Consider the following 16,080-nt stretch of genomic DNA (forward strand, 5'->3'; position numbering starts at 1 on the left):
CGAAAAGACTAGTCCGCTGTGTGTGGAGTGTCGATTGCCGTTGGTCGTAGCTCTCACCCGAGGATTCGCGGTCGAAAAGAATTTGTTTGCCATACAAACAACGCCGAGTTATTGTTTGTCATACAAACAAGTAGGAGAGCGTCCATGGCCACCGAAGCAGTACCGGCAGCAAGGGCAACACGGCAATCCGGCAAGCAGACCCGCCAGGCGCTGTTCGACGCGGCAACGGAACTGTTTCTCGAGCATGGTGAGTGCGTGTCCATCGCCCAGATCTGCACGGCCGCCGGCGCCCACCCCAATCAGGTCACCTACTACTACGGATCCAAGGAGAAGCTCTTCGTCGAGGTCGCCTGCGCTGCAGTTCTCCGCGCTGGTAAGCGAGCCGAGGTTGATGCCGCGGACGCCGCGACCGTCGGTGACTACACCGAGAAACTTGTCGGATCGCTGCTCGGTGCGGGAGCTCCGAGCGTCGAGATCTTTGTCGAAGCGATGATGATGACGGGGCGGCGCGGCGAACTTCGCGATCTCATCTCCGAAACTCTCCGCACCTTGCACTCCTCGGGCGAAACCGCCCTCCTCCGTACCTTGGTCCGCACCGGCTGGCAGCTGCGCGCGGGCATCGACGTCGAATCGAAGGCCTTCTGGTCTGCGATCTTCGGCCTTGTCATTCAGAAGACGGCTACCGGCGAGAGCTTCGGCTATTCGCTCGAGGAAGCTGTTGCCGTCATCTTTGCCACCCTTCAGATCCCCGACGCAGTACTGAACAGCTCGATGGATTGAAACTCTCTCTCCATCAGAACTTTTAAGGATTTGCCGATGAACATCGTTCGCGTATTCGACAGCAATGTCACCAAGACGCCCGACAAACCGTTCCTGATCTCAGGCGGCCACGAACACACGTATCAGCAGGTTCAGGACGGAAGCCGGCGGGCCGCCGCGTATCTGGAAAATCTGGGTGTGGAACGTGGCGATCGGGTAGCCCTGATGTGCTTCAACACTCCAGGTTTTGTCTACGCGATGCTCGGAGCGTGGCGTCTGGGTGCCGTCGTGGTTCCCATCAATCACAAGATGCAGACACCCGAGGTCGCCTACGTGCTGGGACATGCAAAGGTATCGGTGTGTGTCTTCGACGGTGAGCTGGCGCCGGTCGTCAGTCGGCTCGACACCACGGCCACGTTGGTCAGTACCGACTCTGCCGCAGATGGTTTCGACTTCTTCGACGACGCCATCACCAGCCTGGCCGGTGTGGACGGCGCCCCGATCAACGAAAACGACCCCGCCGAAATCCTGTACACCTCAGGCACTACCGGCGCTCCGAAGGGCTGCGTCCACAGTCACCGCAATGTGGTCGGGGTGGCAATCACTGCCGGCCTTGCTGTCTCGACGACGCGTGACGAACGCCTGCTCATGGCTGTTCCGATCTGGCACGCTTCCCCGCTCAACAACTGGTTCATGTCCACGCTGTACATGGGTGGAACAGTCGTTCTGCTGCGTGAATATCACCCCGTCAAGTTCCTGGAAACCGTTCAGGAACAACGTATTACCCTGTGTTTCGGTCCTCCCATTATCTACACCACCGCGCTGAACCTGGTGCCGAACTTCGCCGATTACAACCTCAGCAGTGTCCGTGCGTGGTTGTACGGCGGCGGCCCCATTGGTGCCGATGTCGCCCGGCGACTCGTGGAGTCTTATGGCACAACCGAATTCCGTCAGGTCTACGGCATGACCGAGACCGGCCCGGTCGGCACGGTGCTGTACCCCGAAGAACAATTGACCAAGGCCGGGTCCATCGGCAAGTACGCGCTCGCCGGGGTGGATCTGCGGGTCGTCGGTGGCGACGGCATCGACGTCGGAGTTGGGCAGATCGGAGAGATCTGGTTGCGCGCCGACACCGTCATGCAGGGTTATCTCGACGACCCTCAGGCAACGGCAGCCGCATTTGCCGACGGTGATTGGTACCGCACCGGCGATCTCGCGCGCAGTGACGAGGACGGCTACCTGTTCATCGTCGACCGTGCGAAGGACATGATCATCACGGGCGGTGAGAACGTCTACTCCAAGGAAGTCGAGGACGTGATCTCCGGGCACCCCGACGTTGTCGACGTGGCCGTTGTCGGCAAGCCGAACACGGAGTGGGGCGAGACCGTCGTTGCGCATGTCGTGTGGCGTGAACCCGGTGCCATCGATGCCGACGACATCAAGAACTACCTCTCGGACAAGCTGGCGCGCTACAAGATTCCGCGCGAGGTGGAGTTTGTGACTGTGCTCCCGCGTACACCGACCGGCAAGATCCAGAAGCACCTCATCCGCGCAGCGAGCTGAAAGGCCAGTCATGACTGATATTTCCGAGAAGAGCGTCACCCACCCGGCTCCGCATCGCACGCACGCAGTGCTCAACCAGTCGGTGCCGCGCACGGATGTCAACGAGTTCCTGCTCGATCCGGTGCTCGCCGAAGGAGTCGCGCGCCACGATGCCGATTGGGCAACAGGCGAACTCACCGATATCGGTGAACTGGTCGGCAGTGCGGGATTCCAGCACGACGCCGAGTTGGCCAACACGGTAATCCCCGAACTGAAGACTTTCGATCGCTGGGGAAACCGCATCGACGAGGTCGAATACCATCCGTCGTATCACCGCATCATCTCGGCGGCGGTCGCTCACGGCGCGCATACGTCGGCGTGGGAAAACCCCAAGCCTGGTGCCAATGTTGCTCGCGCAGCGGCATTTATGCTGTTCTCTCAGGTCGAGCCAGGTCATGCGTGCCCGATCTCCATGACGCACGCCGTCATTCCCTCGCTCGAGCTGCAACCTGATGTCGCCGCTCTCTGGACGCCGCGCGCACTCTCACGCAGTTACACCCCAGAGTTGGACGCCCCGGGGAAGGAATCCGCCGTCTTCGGTATGTCGATGACGGAGAAGCAGGGCGGCTCGGACGTACGCGCCAACACCACCATCGCCAAGCCAGCCGGCCGCGGCGGCCCGGGCGCCGATTACCTGCTCACCGGTCACAAGTGGTTCTGCTCGGCACCGATGTCCGATGCGTTTCTGGTTCTCGCTCAGGCTGAAGGTGCTGCCGGCGAAGGACTTTCCTGCTTCCTTCTCCCCCGCATCCTGCCAGACGGTACCCGGAACGTCTTCCGCATCCAGCGTCTGAAGAACAAGCTGGGCAACAAGTCCAACGCGTCGTCGGAGATCGAACTCGACGGCACCGTCGGCACCATGATCGGTGAACCGGGCCGCGGCGTGCGAACCATCATCGAGATGGTGTCGCAGACGCGCCTCGACTGCATCCTCGGCAGTACCGCCGGGATGCGCCAGTCCGTCGCCGAAGCCGTGTGGCATGCACGCCACCGCAGTGCTTTCGGTGCGGTTCTGGCGGATCAGCCTGCCATGACGTCGGTGCTTGCCGATCTGGCTCTCGAATCCGAGGCCGCGACCATCACCGCACTTCGGTTGGCACGCGCGCAGGACAACGATGCAGACGAGCAGGAAAAGGCGTTCCGGCGCCTCGCGACAGCCGTCGCGAAGTACTGGATCTGCAAGCGCGGCCCGCATCACTCGTACGAGGCTCTCGAGTGCCTGGGAGGCAACGGATACACCGAGGACTTCCCGCTGGCTCGTCGCTACCGCGAACAGCCCGTCATGGCCGTGTGGGAGGGCTCAGGCAACGTCATCGCGCTCGACGTACTGCGTGCGATGACTCGTGAACCCGATTCCGTCGCCGCGTTCGACCTCGAGGTCAACCTTGCTCGCGGCAACAACCCGGTTCTCGATCAGCATCTCGACCGCGTACGCCGCCAGCTCGGTGAACTCGCCACGCTGGCACCCGCCGACGCACAGCTGAGGGCGCGGACCGTTGTCGAAGCCATGGCGCTCGCGTTGCAGGCTTCGCTGATGGTTCGCTACTCCCCGGCTGCGTCGTCGGAGGCGTTCATCGCCGCTCGCCTGGGCGAGGATCGTGGCCACGAATACGGAACCCTGCCGGTCGGAACCGATTTCGCAGGAATTCTCGCGAGGGCGTAACGCCGGTGCGCAGGCCGCTAGGCCAGACCGCTCAACGGTGGCGCGGTGTTCTCATCGCGCCACCCGATTGCCTCGACGAGGGTTGTCAGGTCGTAGTCCGGACCGCTCACGCTGACCGTGAAGAGAGTGACGCCATCTGCCACCAGGTCGGCGGCATTCTCCAATCCGGGCCACGGGGCGGAATGCTCCACGTCCAGGGGATTGCGTCCGACGGCGGCGCAGTGATCGGCCAGGATGTCGGACTTACGCAGGTGTGTCTCGCGGTCGCCGAAGCTGTGCCACACATCGGCGTATTCGGCGACCAAACGCAGGGTTTTCTTCTCGCCGCCACCGCCGATCAGAACCGGGATATTGCGCGTCGGCGGCGGATTGCCGGCGGCCAGTCGCCGTGTGATGCGAGGCAGGTACTCGCCGAGCAGTTTCAGACGTGAACCCGGGGTACCGAAGTCGTAGCCGAACTGGTCGTAGTCCTTCTGGAACCAGCCGGCGCCGATGCCGAGGATGAGCCGCCCACCGCTCATATGGTCGACAGTGCGCGCCATATCGGCCAGCAGATCGGGATTGCGGTAGCCACCGCCGGTGACCAGGGCTCCGATCTCCACACGTTCGGTCTGCTCGGCCCAGGCTCCGAGCATGGTCCAGCACTCGAAATGAGCTCCGTCGGGATCACCGGTCAACGGATAGAAGTGGTCCCAGTTGAAGACGATGTCGACACCGGCGTCCTCTGATCGCAGAACCGCGTCGCGGATCAGCCCGTAGTCGGGCGCGTGCTGGGGTTGGAGTTGAACACCGATGCGTACCGGACGAGTCATGCCGTGCTCCTGCCGAGAGGAAATGGTTGCACCTTTCATCATGGCCGGGAAGGCCCGGTTGCCGCTACGTGAGTGCGGCACCTACCGCTTCGTAGACCCCCAATTCCTCGAGTAAGCGGGTGCGCAGAGCTGCATACCCCGGTTGCGCCGGATTGCGCGGCTGCGCGAACGAGACGTCTTCGAGGATGCTCAAACGACCGTCCCGCAACACCGCAATTCGATCCGCAAGCAGGATTGCCTCGTCGATGTCGTGAGTCACCAGCAGCACTGCCGGGCGATGTTTGCGGCACAGTTCCGCCACCAACGCCTGCATGCGGAGTCGGGTGAGCGCGTCGAGTGCCGCAAAAGGCTCGTCCAGCAACAACAGTTGCGGATTGCGAACCAAGGCGCGGGCCAATGCGACGCGTTGTGCTTCGCCGCCCGACAAGGTTGTGGGCCATGCACGTTCGCGTCCGGCAAGTGACACCTCAGCCAAGGCTGCAGCTGCGGCGGCGCGATTCTTCCGGGTTGCCCGCTGACCGAGTATGACGTTGTCCTGGACGCGCTTCGACGCGATCAGGCGAGGCTCCTGAAAGACAACCGTCCGTGCGTCCGGTGCACGCACCTCTCCGGCGTCGTATCCCTCGAGGCCGGCGAGAATGCGCAGGAAGGTGGTCTTGCCACTGCCGCTGGCTCCGAGAAGTGCAACAAATTCCCCCGGTCTCACATCGAGCGAGAAACCGTCCAGGATTGTGCGATCACCAAACGTCTTGACGACACCACTGGCGTTTACACCGGTGTCGGATGCTCGAACCGTCATGCGGACTTCCCCCATTGCTTGTACGGCATCAGGATTCGCTCGAGACCTCGAACGAGAAGGTCGACCGACAACCCCCAGATTGCATAGATGATCACGACAACCACCAGGATGTCGGTCTGGAAATACTGCTGAGCCGACGTCATCAGGAAGCCGAGGCCCTTGGGGGCATTGCTCAATTCGGCGACGATAAGCGCGAGAAGCGACACCGACAGCGAGACCCGCAGTCCGACAAGCACCGACGGAATCATCTCCGGCAGGATCACCTGACGGATCAACCCGATGCCACGGAGCCCGAACACTCGTCCCGCCTCGATGACTTTGCGATCGACGTTGCGCACGCCGCTGTGAGTGTTGATGTACAGCGGAAACAGCGCTGCCGCCGCGATGATGATGATCTTGGGTCGTTCGTCGATACCGAACCACAAGATCAGCAACGGAGTGATGGCCAGAAACGGGATGGTGCGCAGCATTTGCAGCGTCGGGTCGAGCAGTTTGTCGGCAAGAGCAAACAAACCGGAGACGATGCCGAGTAACAGACCCAGGGCGCCGCCGATGGCAAATCCGATGGCAACACGAACCAGAGATACCGAAAGGTTCTCCCAGAGAACGCCGGTGGTCAGTAGCTCGACGAAGGCCGACCACACCGACGCCGGTGACGGGAAGGTCTTCTCGTCGATCTTGCCGGTGGCTGATCCCACCCCCCACAAAGCGAGTAGGGCAACCGGGACGCTCGCGCGCAGTGCGATATCGGTCAATCGTGAGCGTCGACGGCGGCTGGCTACCGGCGCGACGAGTTGCGGAGATTCGACCCGGGGTGGTGCTGGTGCTTCCACGCTCATGACACTGCCCAGGTTGTGACGTCGAAGGCGTTGGGCGCCTTACCGGATTTGACCAGGAAGTCGAGCGTCGAACGCACCGTGTTCAATCCGTCCGGATCAACAGGTTCGGTCTGGAAATTCCACAGCGTTGCTTCCTTGACCACATCGACCGGTGAGCCGGTGGCATCGAAGACGAACTGGGCGTAGGCATCGTGGTCTGCATCGATTGCCTTGTCTCCGGCCGCAATAACCTCCCAGATGGCCTTTGCCAGTTCGGGATTCGCTGAAAAAGTCTCACGCGACGTCAGAGCCACGCTGGTGGCCAGCAGATCCGGATCGTCGACGCTTGCCTTGGACAGGATCGGGAAGTTGATCTGCTTGCGCCAGATGCCGGCCGTGGTGGCGGGAAGCGGAACGGCGTCGATGTCTCCGCGCTGCAGGGCCGGAAGCGCGTCGGCGAAGAGGAGATTCACCAGCTCCACCTGATCCGCGACACCGGCCCGTTCGAGAACCGCGCGTCCGTACTTGTCGAAGTTGGAGCCGAACTGCAGCCCCACCTTCTTGCCGGCAAGATCTTCGATCTTCGACACTCCACCCTCGCGCCCGAGGAACCAGATATCGGATGCGGGCTTGTCGATCACCAAGGCAGGCACATCGATTCCGCTCGCTTTCGCCTGAACGGCAGGCGTGTCACCGATTATGCCAACCTGTACGTCGCCCGTCTGTAGTGCCTGCACCACCGGCGGACCGTTGTTGAAGCCCACGAAGGCTTTGTACTCGAACCTGTACTTCTCGAGAATGGGCTGCGCAAGACCCTCGTGGACGGCGTAACCGAACGAGGTTGTGTCCGCCGGGGATTTACCCGCCGCACCGTTCCACGGGGCGCCCACTGTCAACGGAACCAGGGCGCCTGACGTACCCTCGGTCGCTTCCGAGGTCGACGAGCACGCGGTCACCGTTGCGAGAAGTGCGATTCCCAGCAGTACGGCAAGGCTTTTGGTACGAGTGCGGATGGTCATGGTGTTCTCCTGGCGTTCTGTGCAAGCTGGTGATAGTCGGCTGTGGATTGTGTCGGGCGGGGAGACGATTTACGCCACCCGACGCGTTCGCGGTACATCCCGAGCAGGTTCTGTCCGAGAAGGTGCTCTTCGTCGAGGAACTCGGAACCTTGAGGTTCTGGTGTGCGCGAGGGCGAGACGAACATGGCATCGGCCGGGCAGTACGCCTCACACTGGAAACACGTTTGGCAGTCCGAGTGCCGGGCGATCACGGGAGGGGCATCCGGGACGGCTTCGAAGACGTTCATCGGGCAGATCCGGACACAGATGTCACAGGTGGTGCATCGGTCGGCGTTGATGATCTCGATCATGACGCACTCCCCTGCGCGGCCAATGTGCTACCAACACAAGGTAATTCGGTATCCGGTTGTACCCAGATGTCGTTCAGCCCGCCACTGAGCAGTCGGTGGGCCTGCCTCGAATCCGTGTCCGGAAAATCGGTGCGAGTATGCATGCCACGGGTTTCGGTGCGCGCCATGGCAGTACGTACCGCCCATCTGCCCATTGCAAGCATTCCGGCGGCCTCGCGTTGCGCTATGGCCTCCATGCCGGAGTACTCGACGCTCGGGGCAGAAGACGCGCTCTCCCACAGCCGATCCAAGTGCGCAGCCGAGTCGGCGAGACCGTCGTTGCTGCGGAAGACGGCCTTGTCGATCGGTAGCATCTCGAACTGGATCGAGCGAACGGTGTCGGCGACATGCATGCCGCCCCGCCCACGAACGCCGAGGGTTCCGGACGGTTTTCCGCCGAATGAGGTTGGCAATCCCCGCTTTGCCGAGTATCGGGCCGCAGCACGTCCGGCCCACGTTCCGGTCGCGATGGCCCAGGACAGATTGGGTCCACCCGCTCCGGTGGCCGCGCCGACTATCCGGTCGCGCGCCGCGATATCGCCGGCCGCGTAGAGGCCGGGTACTCCCGTCGACGCCTCGTAGTCGAGAACATGTATTCCGCCAGTACCCCGGACCGTTCCCTCTTGGACCCAATCCATCGGGAATCGCTCTTTGAACGGATCGATCCCGAGTTTGTCCGTCACCATGAAGAAGTTGGGCATCGCGGCGCGCAGAGCCGGCCACACTTCTTTGTCGAACTGAGTGAACTGTGCCGTGATCGTGCCGCGCAGTGAAGCGCCGAGAAGCTCTGCGCGGCTTTGATGTAGGTCGTGATACCGGATCGGTTCACCGCGGTGATCCCAGTACGACGCGGAGACGAAGAAACCGTTCTTGTCCATGCTGGTTCCGAACGGCACCATTCCGTAGAAGTTCGAGAACTCCATACTGGAGAGGTGAGCGCCCACTTCGACGGCCATCAAGTGACCCTCCCCGGTGTTCACGTCACCGCCGAGCGAGTGGCTCTTCCACGTGGTTCCGCCGGTCGCGAGGATCACGGCACCGGCGTCGACGCGCCAAGGCCGTTTGACCTGGCGCTGGTAACCCGTTGCCCCGGAGACGGTTCCGTTGGAATCAACGAGAAGTTCCAGCGCAGGACTGTGATCCAGTACGTGTACTCCGGATTTCTTCACCTTGCCGCGGAGGAAGCGGAGGTAGTCCGGGGCGGCGCCGGAAAACGATCGCTCGCCGGGCCGGGCGCCGAACAGGGAGCCGGGACCGCGCGGGCTGGCGCTGGGCTTGTAGCCCCATTCCGGTATGAGAGCTGTTCGCTCCCAAGCCTCGTCGAGAACCGCTTCGGTCCAGACTCGATCGGTGATGAAACCGCCGGAGCGTTCGCGCCGCGAGATTTCTTCGTCGCGGCGTTCCGGAACCGGGGGCACGAGCCAATGTCCGACTCCTGCCGTCGCGGCTACACCGCTTGCGCCGACATAGCCTTTGTCCACCAACGTGACACTGGCGCCGGATTCGGCGGCGGCAACTGCCGCCCATGTTGCCGCCGGTCCGCCGCCGACAATCAACACGTCGGTCGACACGTGCAGATTCTCGGAGTCGTCCGTGACTATCTGCCCGTGAAAGCGAGGGAGTGAGCGCGCCATGACAGCGCACCTCCATTCTGGAATGCGTGAGAAGAGAGGGGGCTACGAGTTGTTCGCTCTAGCTACACGAAGACGACAGCGAGGCCTCGAGGCGTGCGAGGCGGTCGGTGATCTTGGCCAGTTCCGTGAGGATCGCGGCTTGGCCGGCCGGTGCATATCGGTTTGTATGGCCGACACCGACTTCGATCAATCCCAGGGCTTGGTGAGTGGTCACCTGAAAGAATCCGAGCTGATCCAGGACGTCGGCGGCGTATCCCGAGGAAGCGTTTGCCAAGGCCCACACCAGATTCGCGCCGTTCACGACGGAGTTTCCGACCAATTGCGCGTCGGCAACCGCTGCCTCGAGAATCACGCGGGCCGCAGGGCCGTACGTGACATCGCTGTCGTTGATCGGCGGCTTGTCGGGTACCAGCAGATCGAGAGTTTTCTGGATCGACGCTCGGGTCAGCCCGAGGTGGTCGAGGCCGCGCAGGATGAGGTTCTCTTCCTCGTCCAAGAGAGCTTGGAGCAAGTGCTCGGAATCAACTGTCGGAGACCCTTTTCTGGCTGCAGCAGCTGGAGCGAGGGATATCACCGATGCCAGGTGAGGACTGAACGGTAGATCGGTCTCGATATGTTCGGTGATGCGCACGGAAGAATCGGGTGCTTCACGATCGAGCGCGCCGCGTAGAGCCATTTGGCAGATCGCCGAGATCGGGAGTTGCCGGGCGCGTACCGCGGCGGCGAGGTCGTCGGGAACATAGACGTTGATTTTTGGCATCTGCTCCGCCTCTCTCGTAACTCGACTCTCTGACCTGCACTGATGTGCATAACCCCATATAACCCCCACTGCGTAGCGGCGACAATGGCGACTGCCCGCGATTCGGCGGAAAAGTGCTGCTCACGGGTTTAGTTCAGCCTGGTCCGAATCGCCGGGTTCAGGTCCAGGTCTGCCCACAGCAGACAAACGGGTATCCGGGGTCGCTGCGCCGGTAGGAATGGTTTCATGACTACTCCAACCCCCACCGACACCGGTTACCGTGACCTGCTGACAGACAGGCTCTTTCGTCAGCGAACGATCTTGCTGACCGGAGAGGTGAACGACGAGATGGCCGAGCGTGTGTGTTCGGAGCTGGTGCTACTTGCCACGACGGACCCCAAGCGCGACATCGTGCTGTACATCAATTCGCCTGGTGGTTCGGTATTTGCCGGGCTCGCCATCTACGACACCATGAAACTCATCCCCAACGACGTAGTGACGGTCGCAATGGGATTCGCCGCCAGTATGGGCCAGGTTCTACTTTGCTCCGGCACTCGCGGAAAACGAATCAGCCTGGCGCACAGTCGCATCATGATGCATCAGCCGTCGGCCGGTATCGGCGGCACCGCGGTGGATATCGCGATCCAGGCCGAGAGCCTCGAATTGATGAAGCGTCAATCGCAGGAAATCCTTGCCGCCGAAACCGGCCGGACCGTCGAAGAGATCGAGATCGACAGCGACCGGGATCGCTGGTTTACCGCCGAGCAGGCACGTGAGTACGGAATCGTCGACCGCGTCGTGACGACGTTCGCCGAGATCGCCCCGCAGGCCACCTTCCCCAAGATCGGATTGTGAACATCATGTCCCAGTACACGATTCCCAGTGTCATCGAGCGAACGCCGACGGGTGAAAGATCTTTCGACATCTTCAGCAGGCTCCTCAACGAGCGCATCGTCTTTCTCGGCACGGAGATCGACGACGGCGTCGCCAACGTCGTGATGGCGCAGATGCTGCACCTGCAGGCCGACAACCCGGATCGCGAAATCGGTTTGTACATCAACTCCCCCGGCGGTTCCACCACGGCGATGCTCGCGATCTACGACACCATGCAATTCCTGAAACCCACCATTTCCACGTACTGCATGGGGCAGGCGGCGTCGGCTGCCGCGGTGCTGCTCGCCGCCGGCACTCCGGGGCATCGTCACGTTCTCGCCCATTCGCGGGTGCTGCTGCATCAACCGTCGACGCAAGGCAGCGGCACCATCTCGGATCTGGCGCTTCAAGCAGCCGAGATCCTGAGAATCCGCGAGCAGACGGAGACGATTCTGAGTAAGCACACCGGTCAGAGCGTCGAGCGACTTCGTAAAGACACCGATCGGGACCGGATTTTCACCGCTCACGACGCAATCTCTTACGGATTGGCCGACACTCTCATAGAAGGGAACTGACTCAAGCTGCCATCAGGACGGGCCCGGAAATCGGTGCCGGAGAGTTCCCGAACGTGAGGGAATTGAGCGCAACGAGTTTGTTCCCCGAACGGAACAACAAGTGCTCGAGCGGCATTCCCAGCGCTTGACAGATGGACCGCAGGATTTCCGACGACGGTTCCTTCTTGCCTCGCTCGATCTCGGACAGGTATTGCTTCGACATTCCGACCTCGGCGGCGACGTCGTCCAGCGTCCGGTCCTGATCGCGTCGAACCTCGCGTAACACTCGCCCGTACGCCTCGCGAATCAGTGGGGGCTTACGCGCAGGTGCATCAGAGCTCGGGAGTTCGGACTCATCCCGGACCAGGACCAATCTGCGCTGGTTATCCATACGCCGAGTATTCCAGTCGGCCGGTTCGGCCACCACCGGGTTCGCCGAGGGCTGATTGCCCTCAACTCGACTGGACGCCACCGGCAAGAAACATTGCGCGAAGAACAAAGGCGGCCTCGGGTCCGATGATTTCGCCGACCAGGCTCAGGTAGCGGTCGACGAACTCGGGCCCGTGGGAAGCCTCGTCGGAGTCGGAGTCGGAGTCGGAGTTGCCGAGGTGGTGTGCGAGTTCGTGCAGAACAACAAGTTCACGCAGCGCCCAGCGCCCATCGCGGTCATCCGGGACGGCGATGGTGTTGTTCGAGTAGTGGGCGGCAGTGTTTCCGGCGCGGGCGCGCACCACTACCGAAGCGCTTGCGCGAGGCCAGAATTCGACCACCCAGTTCAGTGAAAGGACCTGATTGCAATACGTTTGTACCGATTCCACCGAACCGAATTTGCGTTCGACCGGCAGCGTGATGGTTGACCCCAGAACCTCGACGCTCCGTGTTCCCCGCTGATCGGCGCGGTCGAACATGGTGCGCACCAAGGTTTCTGCCTCGTAGACGGCGGAACGTTGACTATCCCTCACGAATCGATCTGCCCCCGGACGCCGCCGATCTCCGGAAGGTTTCCCAGCCGTGCTGATCTGGCGGCCTTGTCGCCGGCTTGACGTGCATGCGACGAATGCCCGGCGCTGGCCCTGCCGCCGCCGCGCCACGTACCGCGCGCCTTGGAGTTGGACGAGTAATAGTCTTTGAGTTCGATTTCCTTGTTACGCAACACCAGTGCGGTGTCCGAGGACGACGCGGTGGACACCGTTTCGGTTTCCTTCTTCGTTTCCGACAACCGGGCACCGATGCGCGCCGCGTAGGCCATCTGGAAATTGAGCCGCGCCGTCACCCCGGCAACCGGCTTGCGGACCTGCGTGCTGACGCGTCGTCGTCCACGAGTTTCGACGACCGTCCGCACCGATGTTTCACCGCGGTAGGCGCCGGAGCGGACATACGCGTCGGAATCTCGCACCATCTGGAACAGCAGGCTCGAGTACAGGGCCTCGCACACGTCGATGTCGCCGGCAAATCCGTACGCGAAGATGACCGCAGACGTCTGTGCGATGTCGCACTGCACGTCGTTGGCAGCGGCGATGGCGATGAACAACTGCGCGTAGGTGCGCAGTCCCCGCTTGCCGGGCTCACCGATCGTGATGAGCCGTTGGGTGGGCGTCGCCCGTTTTTCCGACGACGCCGTGTGCGCGCGAGCCACCGCCAGGTCGATGGCCGAGTTGGTGGCCAACCGCTGCGCGGCCGCCATGAAGGCTTCACCTTCGTGGGGATTGTCGGTGGATTCTGCCTGACGAAGCAGAGCGCCGATGCGGGTCAACATCTTTTCCGAACTCACCGAAAGAAGGGTACTCCCGGATACTGACAGCGACGTTTATGCTGCTGGGGCACATACTCACCCTCAACTTGGATCGTCCGGCACGTTCCTGCCGGTAGAAGGGATCAACCAGTCATGGCTTCAGTGACATTCGAGGGAACGACGTGTCTGTTCCCCGGATCGAATTCTCCCGCAGTCGACAAGCTCGACCTTCAGATCGAGGACGGCGAGTTCCTTGTTCTCGTCGGACCGTCCGGTTGTGGAAAGTCGACGACGCTCCGCATGCTGGCGGGTCTCGAAGACGTCCACAGCGGCCGCATTCTCATCGGTGACCGCGACGTCACCGGTCAGGAACCCAAGGAACGCGACATCGCGATGGTGTTCCAGAACTACGCGCTGTACCCGCACATGACGGTGGCCGAGAACATGGGATTCGCCCTCAAGTTGGCGGGCACCAACAAGACGGAAACCCGAGCTCGTGTCGAAGAAGTTGCCAAGATGCTCGACCTCGAGCCGTACTTGGATCGCAAGCCGAAAGCGCTCTCGGGTGGTCAGCGCCAGCGAGTTGCCATGGGCCGCGCCATCGTCCGTCAGCCGCAGGTCTTCCTGATGGACGAGCCGCTCTCCAACCTCGACGCAAAACTACGAGTGCAGACGCGTACGCAGATCGCGCAATTGCAGCGACGCCTCGCGACCACGATGGTCTACGTGACGCACGATCAGGTCGAGGCGATGACCATGGGTGACCGCGTCGCCGTCCTCGACAAGGGAATTCTGCAGCAGTGTGCGTCGCCGCGGGAGCTGTACAACCGGCCGAAGAACGTGTTTGTTGCCGGCTTCATGGGTTCGCCCGCGATGAATCTCTTCACTCTTCCGCTCACCGACGGTGGTGTGGTGTTCGGTGACGTGGTTGTCCCTGTTTCCCGTGAAACATTGAACGGCACACCCGAGACCGAAGTGACACTCGGAATCCGCCCGGAACACCTCGAAATTGCCGCCTCGGGCATTCCGATGGACGTCGACGTCGTCGAAGAACTCGGGTCCGATGCCTACGTCTACGGCCGAACGACTATCGGTGGCAGCCCACAACAGATCGTGGCACGAGGTGACTGGCGCAATCCGCCGCAGAAGGGTGATCGCGTGAATCTTCGAGTCGACCCGGACAAGGTGCACATTTTTGCATCCAGCGACGGCCGTCGCCTCGGCTGATTCGACGATCTAATCCGACACATGAACGATTCAGGATCGCCGTAATACCAACAAGTAGGGGTGTCTCGTGCCACAGTAGGGGCCGATGCTGGGAGCCGGCACTCATGGCGCATGCCATGAGGTCGGCTACCGGGATGTCTTTTGTCGTATACAAGCGGGGAGCGAATCCATGGTTCTGAACTCGAAGGCGATGCGTCGGGCTGCAATTGCAGCGTCGGCAGTGTCGATGCTGGTACTGGCAGGCTGTTCATCCGATTCGGACAACGGCGGCGACACCACCACCACAGCCGCATCCGGGGGATCGTCCTCCAGTGAAGGCCGCGGCCCCATCACGATCGTCGAGGGCCAGGATGCCCTGAACGAGGCGCTCGAAAACATCATCTCCGACTGGAATGCCGAGCATCCGGACGAGAAGGTCACCCTGAAGCCGCTGGCCAAGGAAGCCAACGCGCAGGTCGACGACATCACGCAGCGCATGCAGGCCAAGAGCGACGAGTACGACCTCATCGGTGTCGACGTCGTCAACACTGCTCAGTTCGCCGCCAACGGCTGGCTGGTTCCGCTCGAGGGCGACCTGAAGATCGACACGTCGGGCCTGCTGGAGTCCACGGTCGCGTCCGGCACGTACAACGGCAAGCTCTACGCAGCGCCCAAGAACACCAACGCCGCGTTCCTGTACTACCGCAAGGACCTCGTCGAGAAGGCTCCCACCACGTGGGCCGAGCTCAAGGAAAACTGCCCGAAGGCTGTCGAAGCCGGCATCTCCTGCTACGTCGGCCAGTTCAAGAACTACGAAGGCCTGACGGTCAACACCACCGAGATCACCAATGCGTTCGGTGGACCGTGGGTCGGCGCTGACGGCATCACCCCGGCGATCGACGACAAGACGAAGGAAGGCGTGCAGTTCATCGTCGATTCCTTCGCAGACAACACGATCCCGCAGGAAGCGTTGACGTATTCCGAGGGCGAGTCGCAGAGCGCCTTCGGCGACGGCAAGGCCCTGTTCATGCGTAGCTGGTCCGGCTTCTCGGTCGACGGCGAAGAGACCTCGGTTGCCGGCAAGTACGGCTACACGGTTCTCCCGGGTGTAGACGGACCGGGCGCCTCGACGGTCGGTGGCTACAACGTCGGCATCAGTGCCTATTCGGACGCACCGGCAACGGCCCGCGACTTCCTCGAGTTCATGCAGACCCAGAAGTCGCAGACGTACTTCACCGAGGTCGGCGGCGCGCCCGTCCTCTCGGCTGTCTACGACGACCCGGCCGTGCTTGCACAGTTCCCGTACTTCGCGACACTGAAGGAAGCGCTTGCCTCCGCGCAGCCGCGTCCCGTCACGCCGTACTACACGCAGGTGTCGAAGTCGATTTCCGACAACACCTACGCTGCTATTCGCGGCGAGAAGACCGTCGAGCAGGCTTTGGCAGACACCAAGGCCGGCATCGAAACAGCCGGTAACTGAT

At 62.1% G+C, this 16,080-nt stretch carries 17 protein-coding genes; 7 read left to right on the forward strand and 10 right to left on the reverse strand.

The window, feature by feature from the left end; all coding sequences use genetic code 11:
• The first annotated feature begins 144 nt into the window (after positions 1-144).
• The 3 genes from ACFRFQ_RS13270 to ACFRFQ_RS13280 are packed head-to-tail and all read left to right on the forward strand — an operon-like array spanning position 145 to position 4,024.
• The gene (locus ACFRFQ_RS13270; RefSeq protein ID WP_378657979.1) at positions 145-780 is read left to right on the forward strand and encodes a TetR/AcrR family transcriptional regulator C-terminal domain-containing protein; all 636 of its coding nucleotides are present in this window, start codon (positions 145-147) and stop codon (positions 778-780) included.
• 36 nt (positions 781-816) lie between these two features.
• Positions 817-2,322: a class I adenylate-forming enzyme family protein gene (locus ACFRFQ_RS13275; protein ID WP_378657982.1), complete on the forward strand. Its 1,506-nt coding sequence runs from the start codon at positions 817-819 to the stop codon at positions 2,320-2,322.
• A 10-nt stretch (positions 2,323-2,332) separates the two neighbouring features.
• Positions 2,333-4,024, forward strand: a complete 1,692-nt coding sequence (locus ACFRFQ_RS13280) for an acyl-CoA dehydrogenase family protein (protein WP_378657985.1) — start codon at positions 2,333-2,335, stop codon at positions 4,022-4,024.
• Between the two features lie 17 nt (positions 4,025-4,041).
• Here the strand turns inward: ACFRFQ_RS13280 and ACFRFQ_RS13285 are convergent, their stop codons facing one another.
• The 7 genes from ACFRFQ_RS13285 to ACFRFQ_RS13315 form a co-directional block, all read right to left on the reverse strand.
• Positions 4,042-4,836, reverse strand: a complete 795-nt coding sequence (locus ACFRFQ_RS13285) for an LLM class F420-dependent oxidoreductase (protein ID WP_378657988.1) — start codon at positions 4,834-4,836, stop codon at positions 4,042-4,044.
• Positions 4,837-4,900: 64 nt separating this feature from the next.
• Entirely contained in the window at positions 4,901-5,635 is a 735-nt protein-coding gene (locus ACFRFQ_RS13290; RefSeq protein ID WP_378657990.1) for an ABC transporter ATP-binding protein, read from the reverse strand.
• Positions 5,632-6,474 (reverse strand): ABC transporter permease, encoded by an 843-nt coding sequence (locus ACFRFQ_RS13295; protein WP_378657993.1) that lies wholly within the window; start codon positions 6,472-6,474, stop codon positions 5,632-5,634. Before ACFRFQ_RS13295 ends, ACFRFQ_RS13290 begins: the two co-directional genes overlap by 4 nt.
• Entirely contained in the window at positions 6,471-7,472 is a 1,002-nt protein-coding gene (locus ACFRFQ_RS13300; protein ID WP_378657996.1) for an ABC transporter substrate-binding protein, read from the reverse strand. Before ACFRFQ_RS13300 ends, ACFRFQ_RS13295 begins: the two co-directional genes overlap by 4 nt.
• Positions 7,469-7,822 carry a ferredoxin family protein gene (locus ACFRFQ_RS13305; protein ID WP_138871118.1) on the reverse strand — a complete coding sequence of 118 codons (354 nt, stop codon included), beginning with the start codon at positions 7,820-7,822 and terminating at the stop codon, positions 7,469-7,471. The genes ACFRFQ_RS13300 and ACFRFQ_RS13305 overlap by 4 nt, the downstream gene beginning before the upstream one ends.
• Complete coding sequence (locus ACFRFQ_RS13310) at positions 7,819-9,495, reverse strand: FAD-dependent oxidoreductase (protein WP_378658001.1); 1,677 nt, start codon at positions 9,493-9,495, stop codon at positions 7,819-7,821. The genes ACFRFQ_RS13305 and ACFRFQ_RS13310 overlap by 4 nt, the downstream gene beginning before the upstream one ends.
• A gap of 58 nt (positions 9,496-9,553) precedes the next feature.
• On the reverse strand, positions 9,554-10,255 hold the full coding sequence (locus ACFRFQ_RS13315; protein ID WP_378658003.1) for a Clp protease N-terminal domain-containing protein: 702 nt from the start codon (positions 10,253-10,255) through the stop codon (positions 9,554-9,556).
• A 225-nt stretch (positions 10,256-10,480) separates the two neighbouring features.
• Here ACFRFQ_RS13315 and ACFRFQ_RS13320 point away from each other — a divergent pair, with 225 nt between their 5' ends.
• On the forward strand, positions 10,481-11,089 hold the full coding sequence (locus tag ACFRFQ_RS13320; protein WP_378658006.1) for a ClpP family protease: 609 nt from the start codon (positions 10,481-10,483) through the stop codon (positions 11,087-11,089).
• Between the two features lie 5 nt (positions 11,090-11,094).
• Complete coding sequence (locus ACFRFQ_RS13325; protein ID WP_092805219.1) at positions 11,095-11,682, forward strand: ATP-dependent Clp protease proteolytic subunit; 588 nt, start codon at positions 11,095-11,097, stop codon at positions 11,680-11,682.
• Position 11,683: 1 nt separating this feature from the next.
• Here the strand turns inward: ACFRFQ_RS13325 and ACFRFQ_RS13330 are convergent, their stop codons facing one another.
• The 3 genes from ACFRFQ_RS13330 to ACFRFQ_RS13340 all read right to left on the reverse strand — a co-directional run bounded on the left by ACFRFQ_RS13330 (position 11,684) and on the right by ACFRFQ_RS13340 (position 13,432).
• Positions 11,684-12,052 (reverse strand): helix-turn-helix domain-containing protein, encoded by a 369-nt coding sequence (locus ACFRFQ_RS13330; RefSeq protein ID WP_138871114.1) that lies wholly within the window; start codon positions 12,050-12,052, stop codon positions 11,684-11,686.
• 61 nt (positions 12,053-12,113) lie between these two features.
• Complete coding sequence (locus ACFRFQ_RS13335; RefSeq protein WP_378658009.1) at positions 12,114-12,623, reverse strand: TIGR04338 family metallohydrolase; 510 nt, start codon at positions 12,621-12,623, stop codon at positions 12,114-12,116.
• Positions 12,620-13,432, reverse strand: a complete 813-nt coding sequence (locus tag ACFRFQ_RS13340) for a DUF2786 domain-containing protein (protein WP_378658012.1) — start codon at positions 13,430-13,432, stop codon at positions 12,620-12,622. Before ACFRFQ_RS13340 ends, ACFRFQ_RS13335 begins: the two co-directional genes overlap by 4 nt.
• 114 nt (positions 13,433-13,546) lie before the next feature.
• On the opposite strand from ACFRFQ_RS13340, the gene ACFRFQ_RS13345 reads away from it, so the two are divergent.
• The gene (locus ACFRFQ_RS13345; RefSeq protein ID WP_378658015.1) at positions 13,547-14,620 is read left to right on the forward strand and encodes an ABC transporter ATP-binding protein; all 1,074 of its coding nucleotides are present in this window, start codon (positions 13,547-13,549) and stop codon (positions 14,618-14,620) included.
• A 169-nt stretch (positions 14,621-14,789) separates the two neighbouring features.
• Entirely contained in the window at positions 14,790-16,079 is a 1,290-nt protein-coding gene (locus ACFRFQ_RS13350; RefSeq protein ID WP_378658017.1) for an ABC transporter substrate-binding protein, read from the forward strand.
• Position 16,080: the final 1 nt, after the last annotated feature.

Source organism: Rhodococcus sp. NPDC056743, assembly GCF_042790355.1.
Taxonomy (GTDB): Bacteria; Actinomycetota; Actinomycetes; order Mycobacteriales; family Mycobacteriaceae; genus Rhodococcus_F.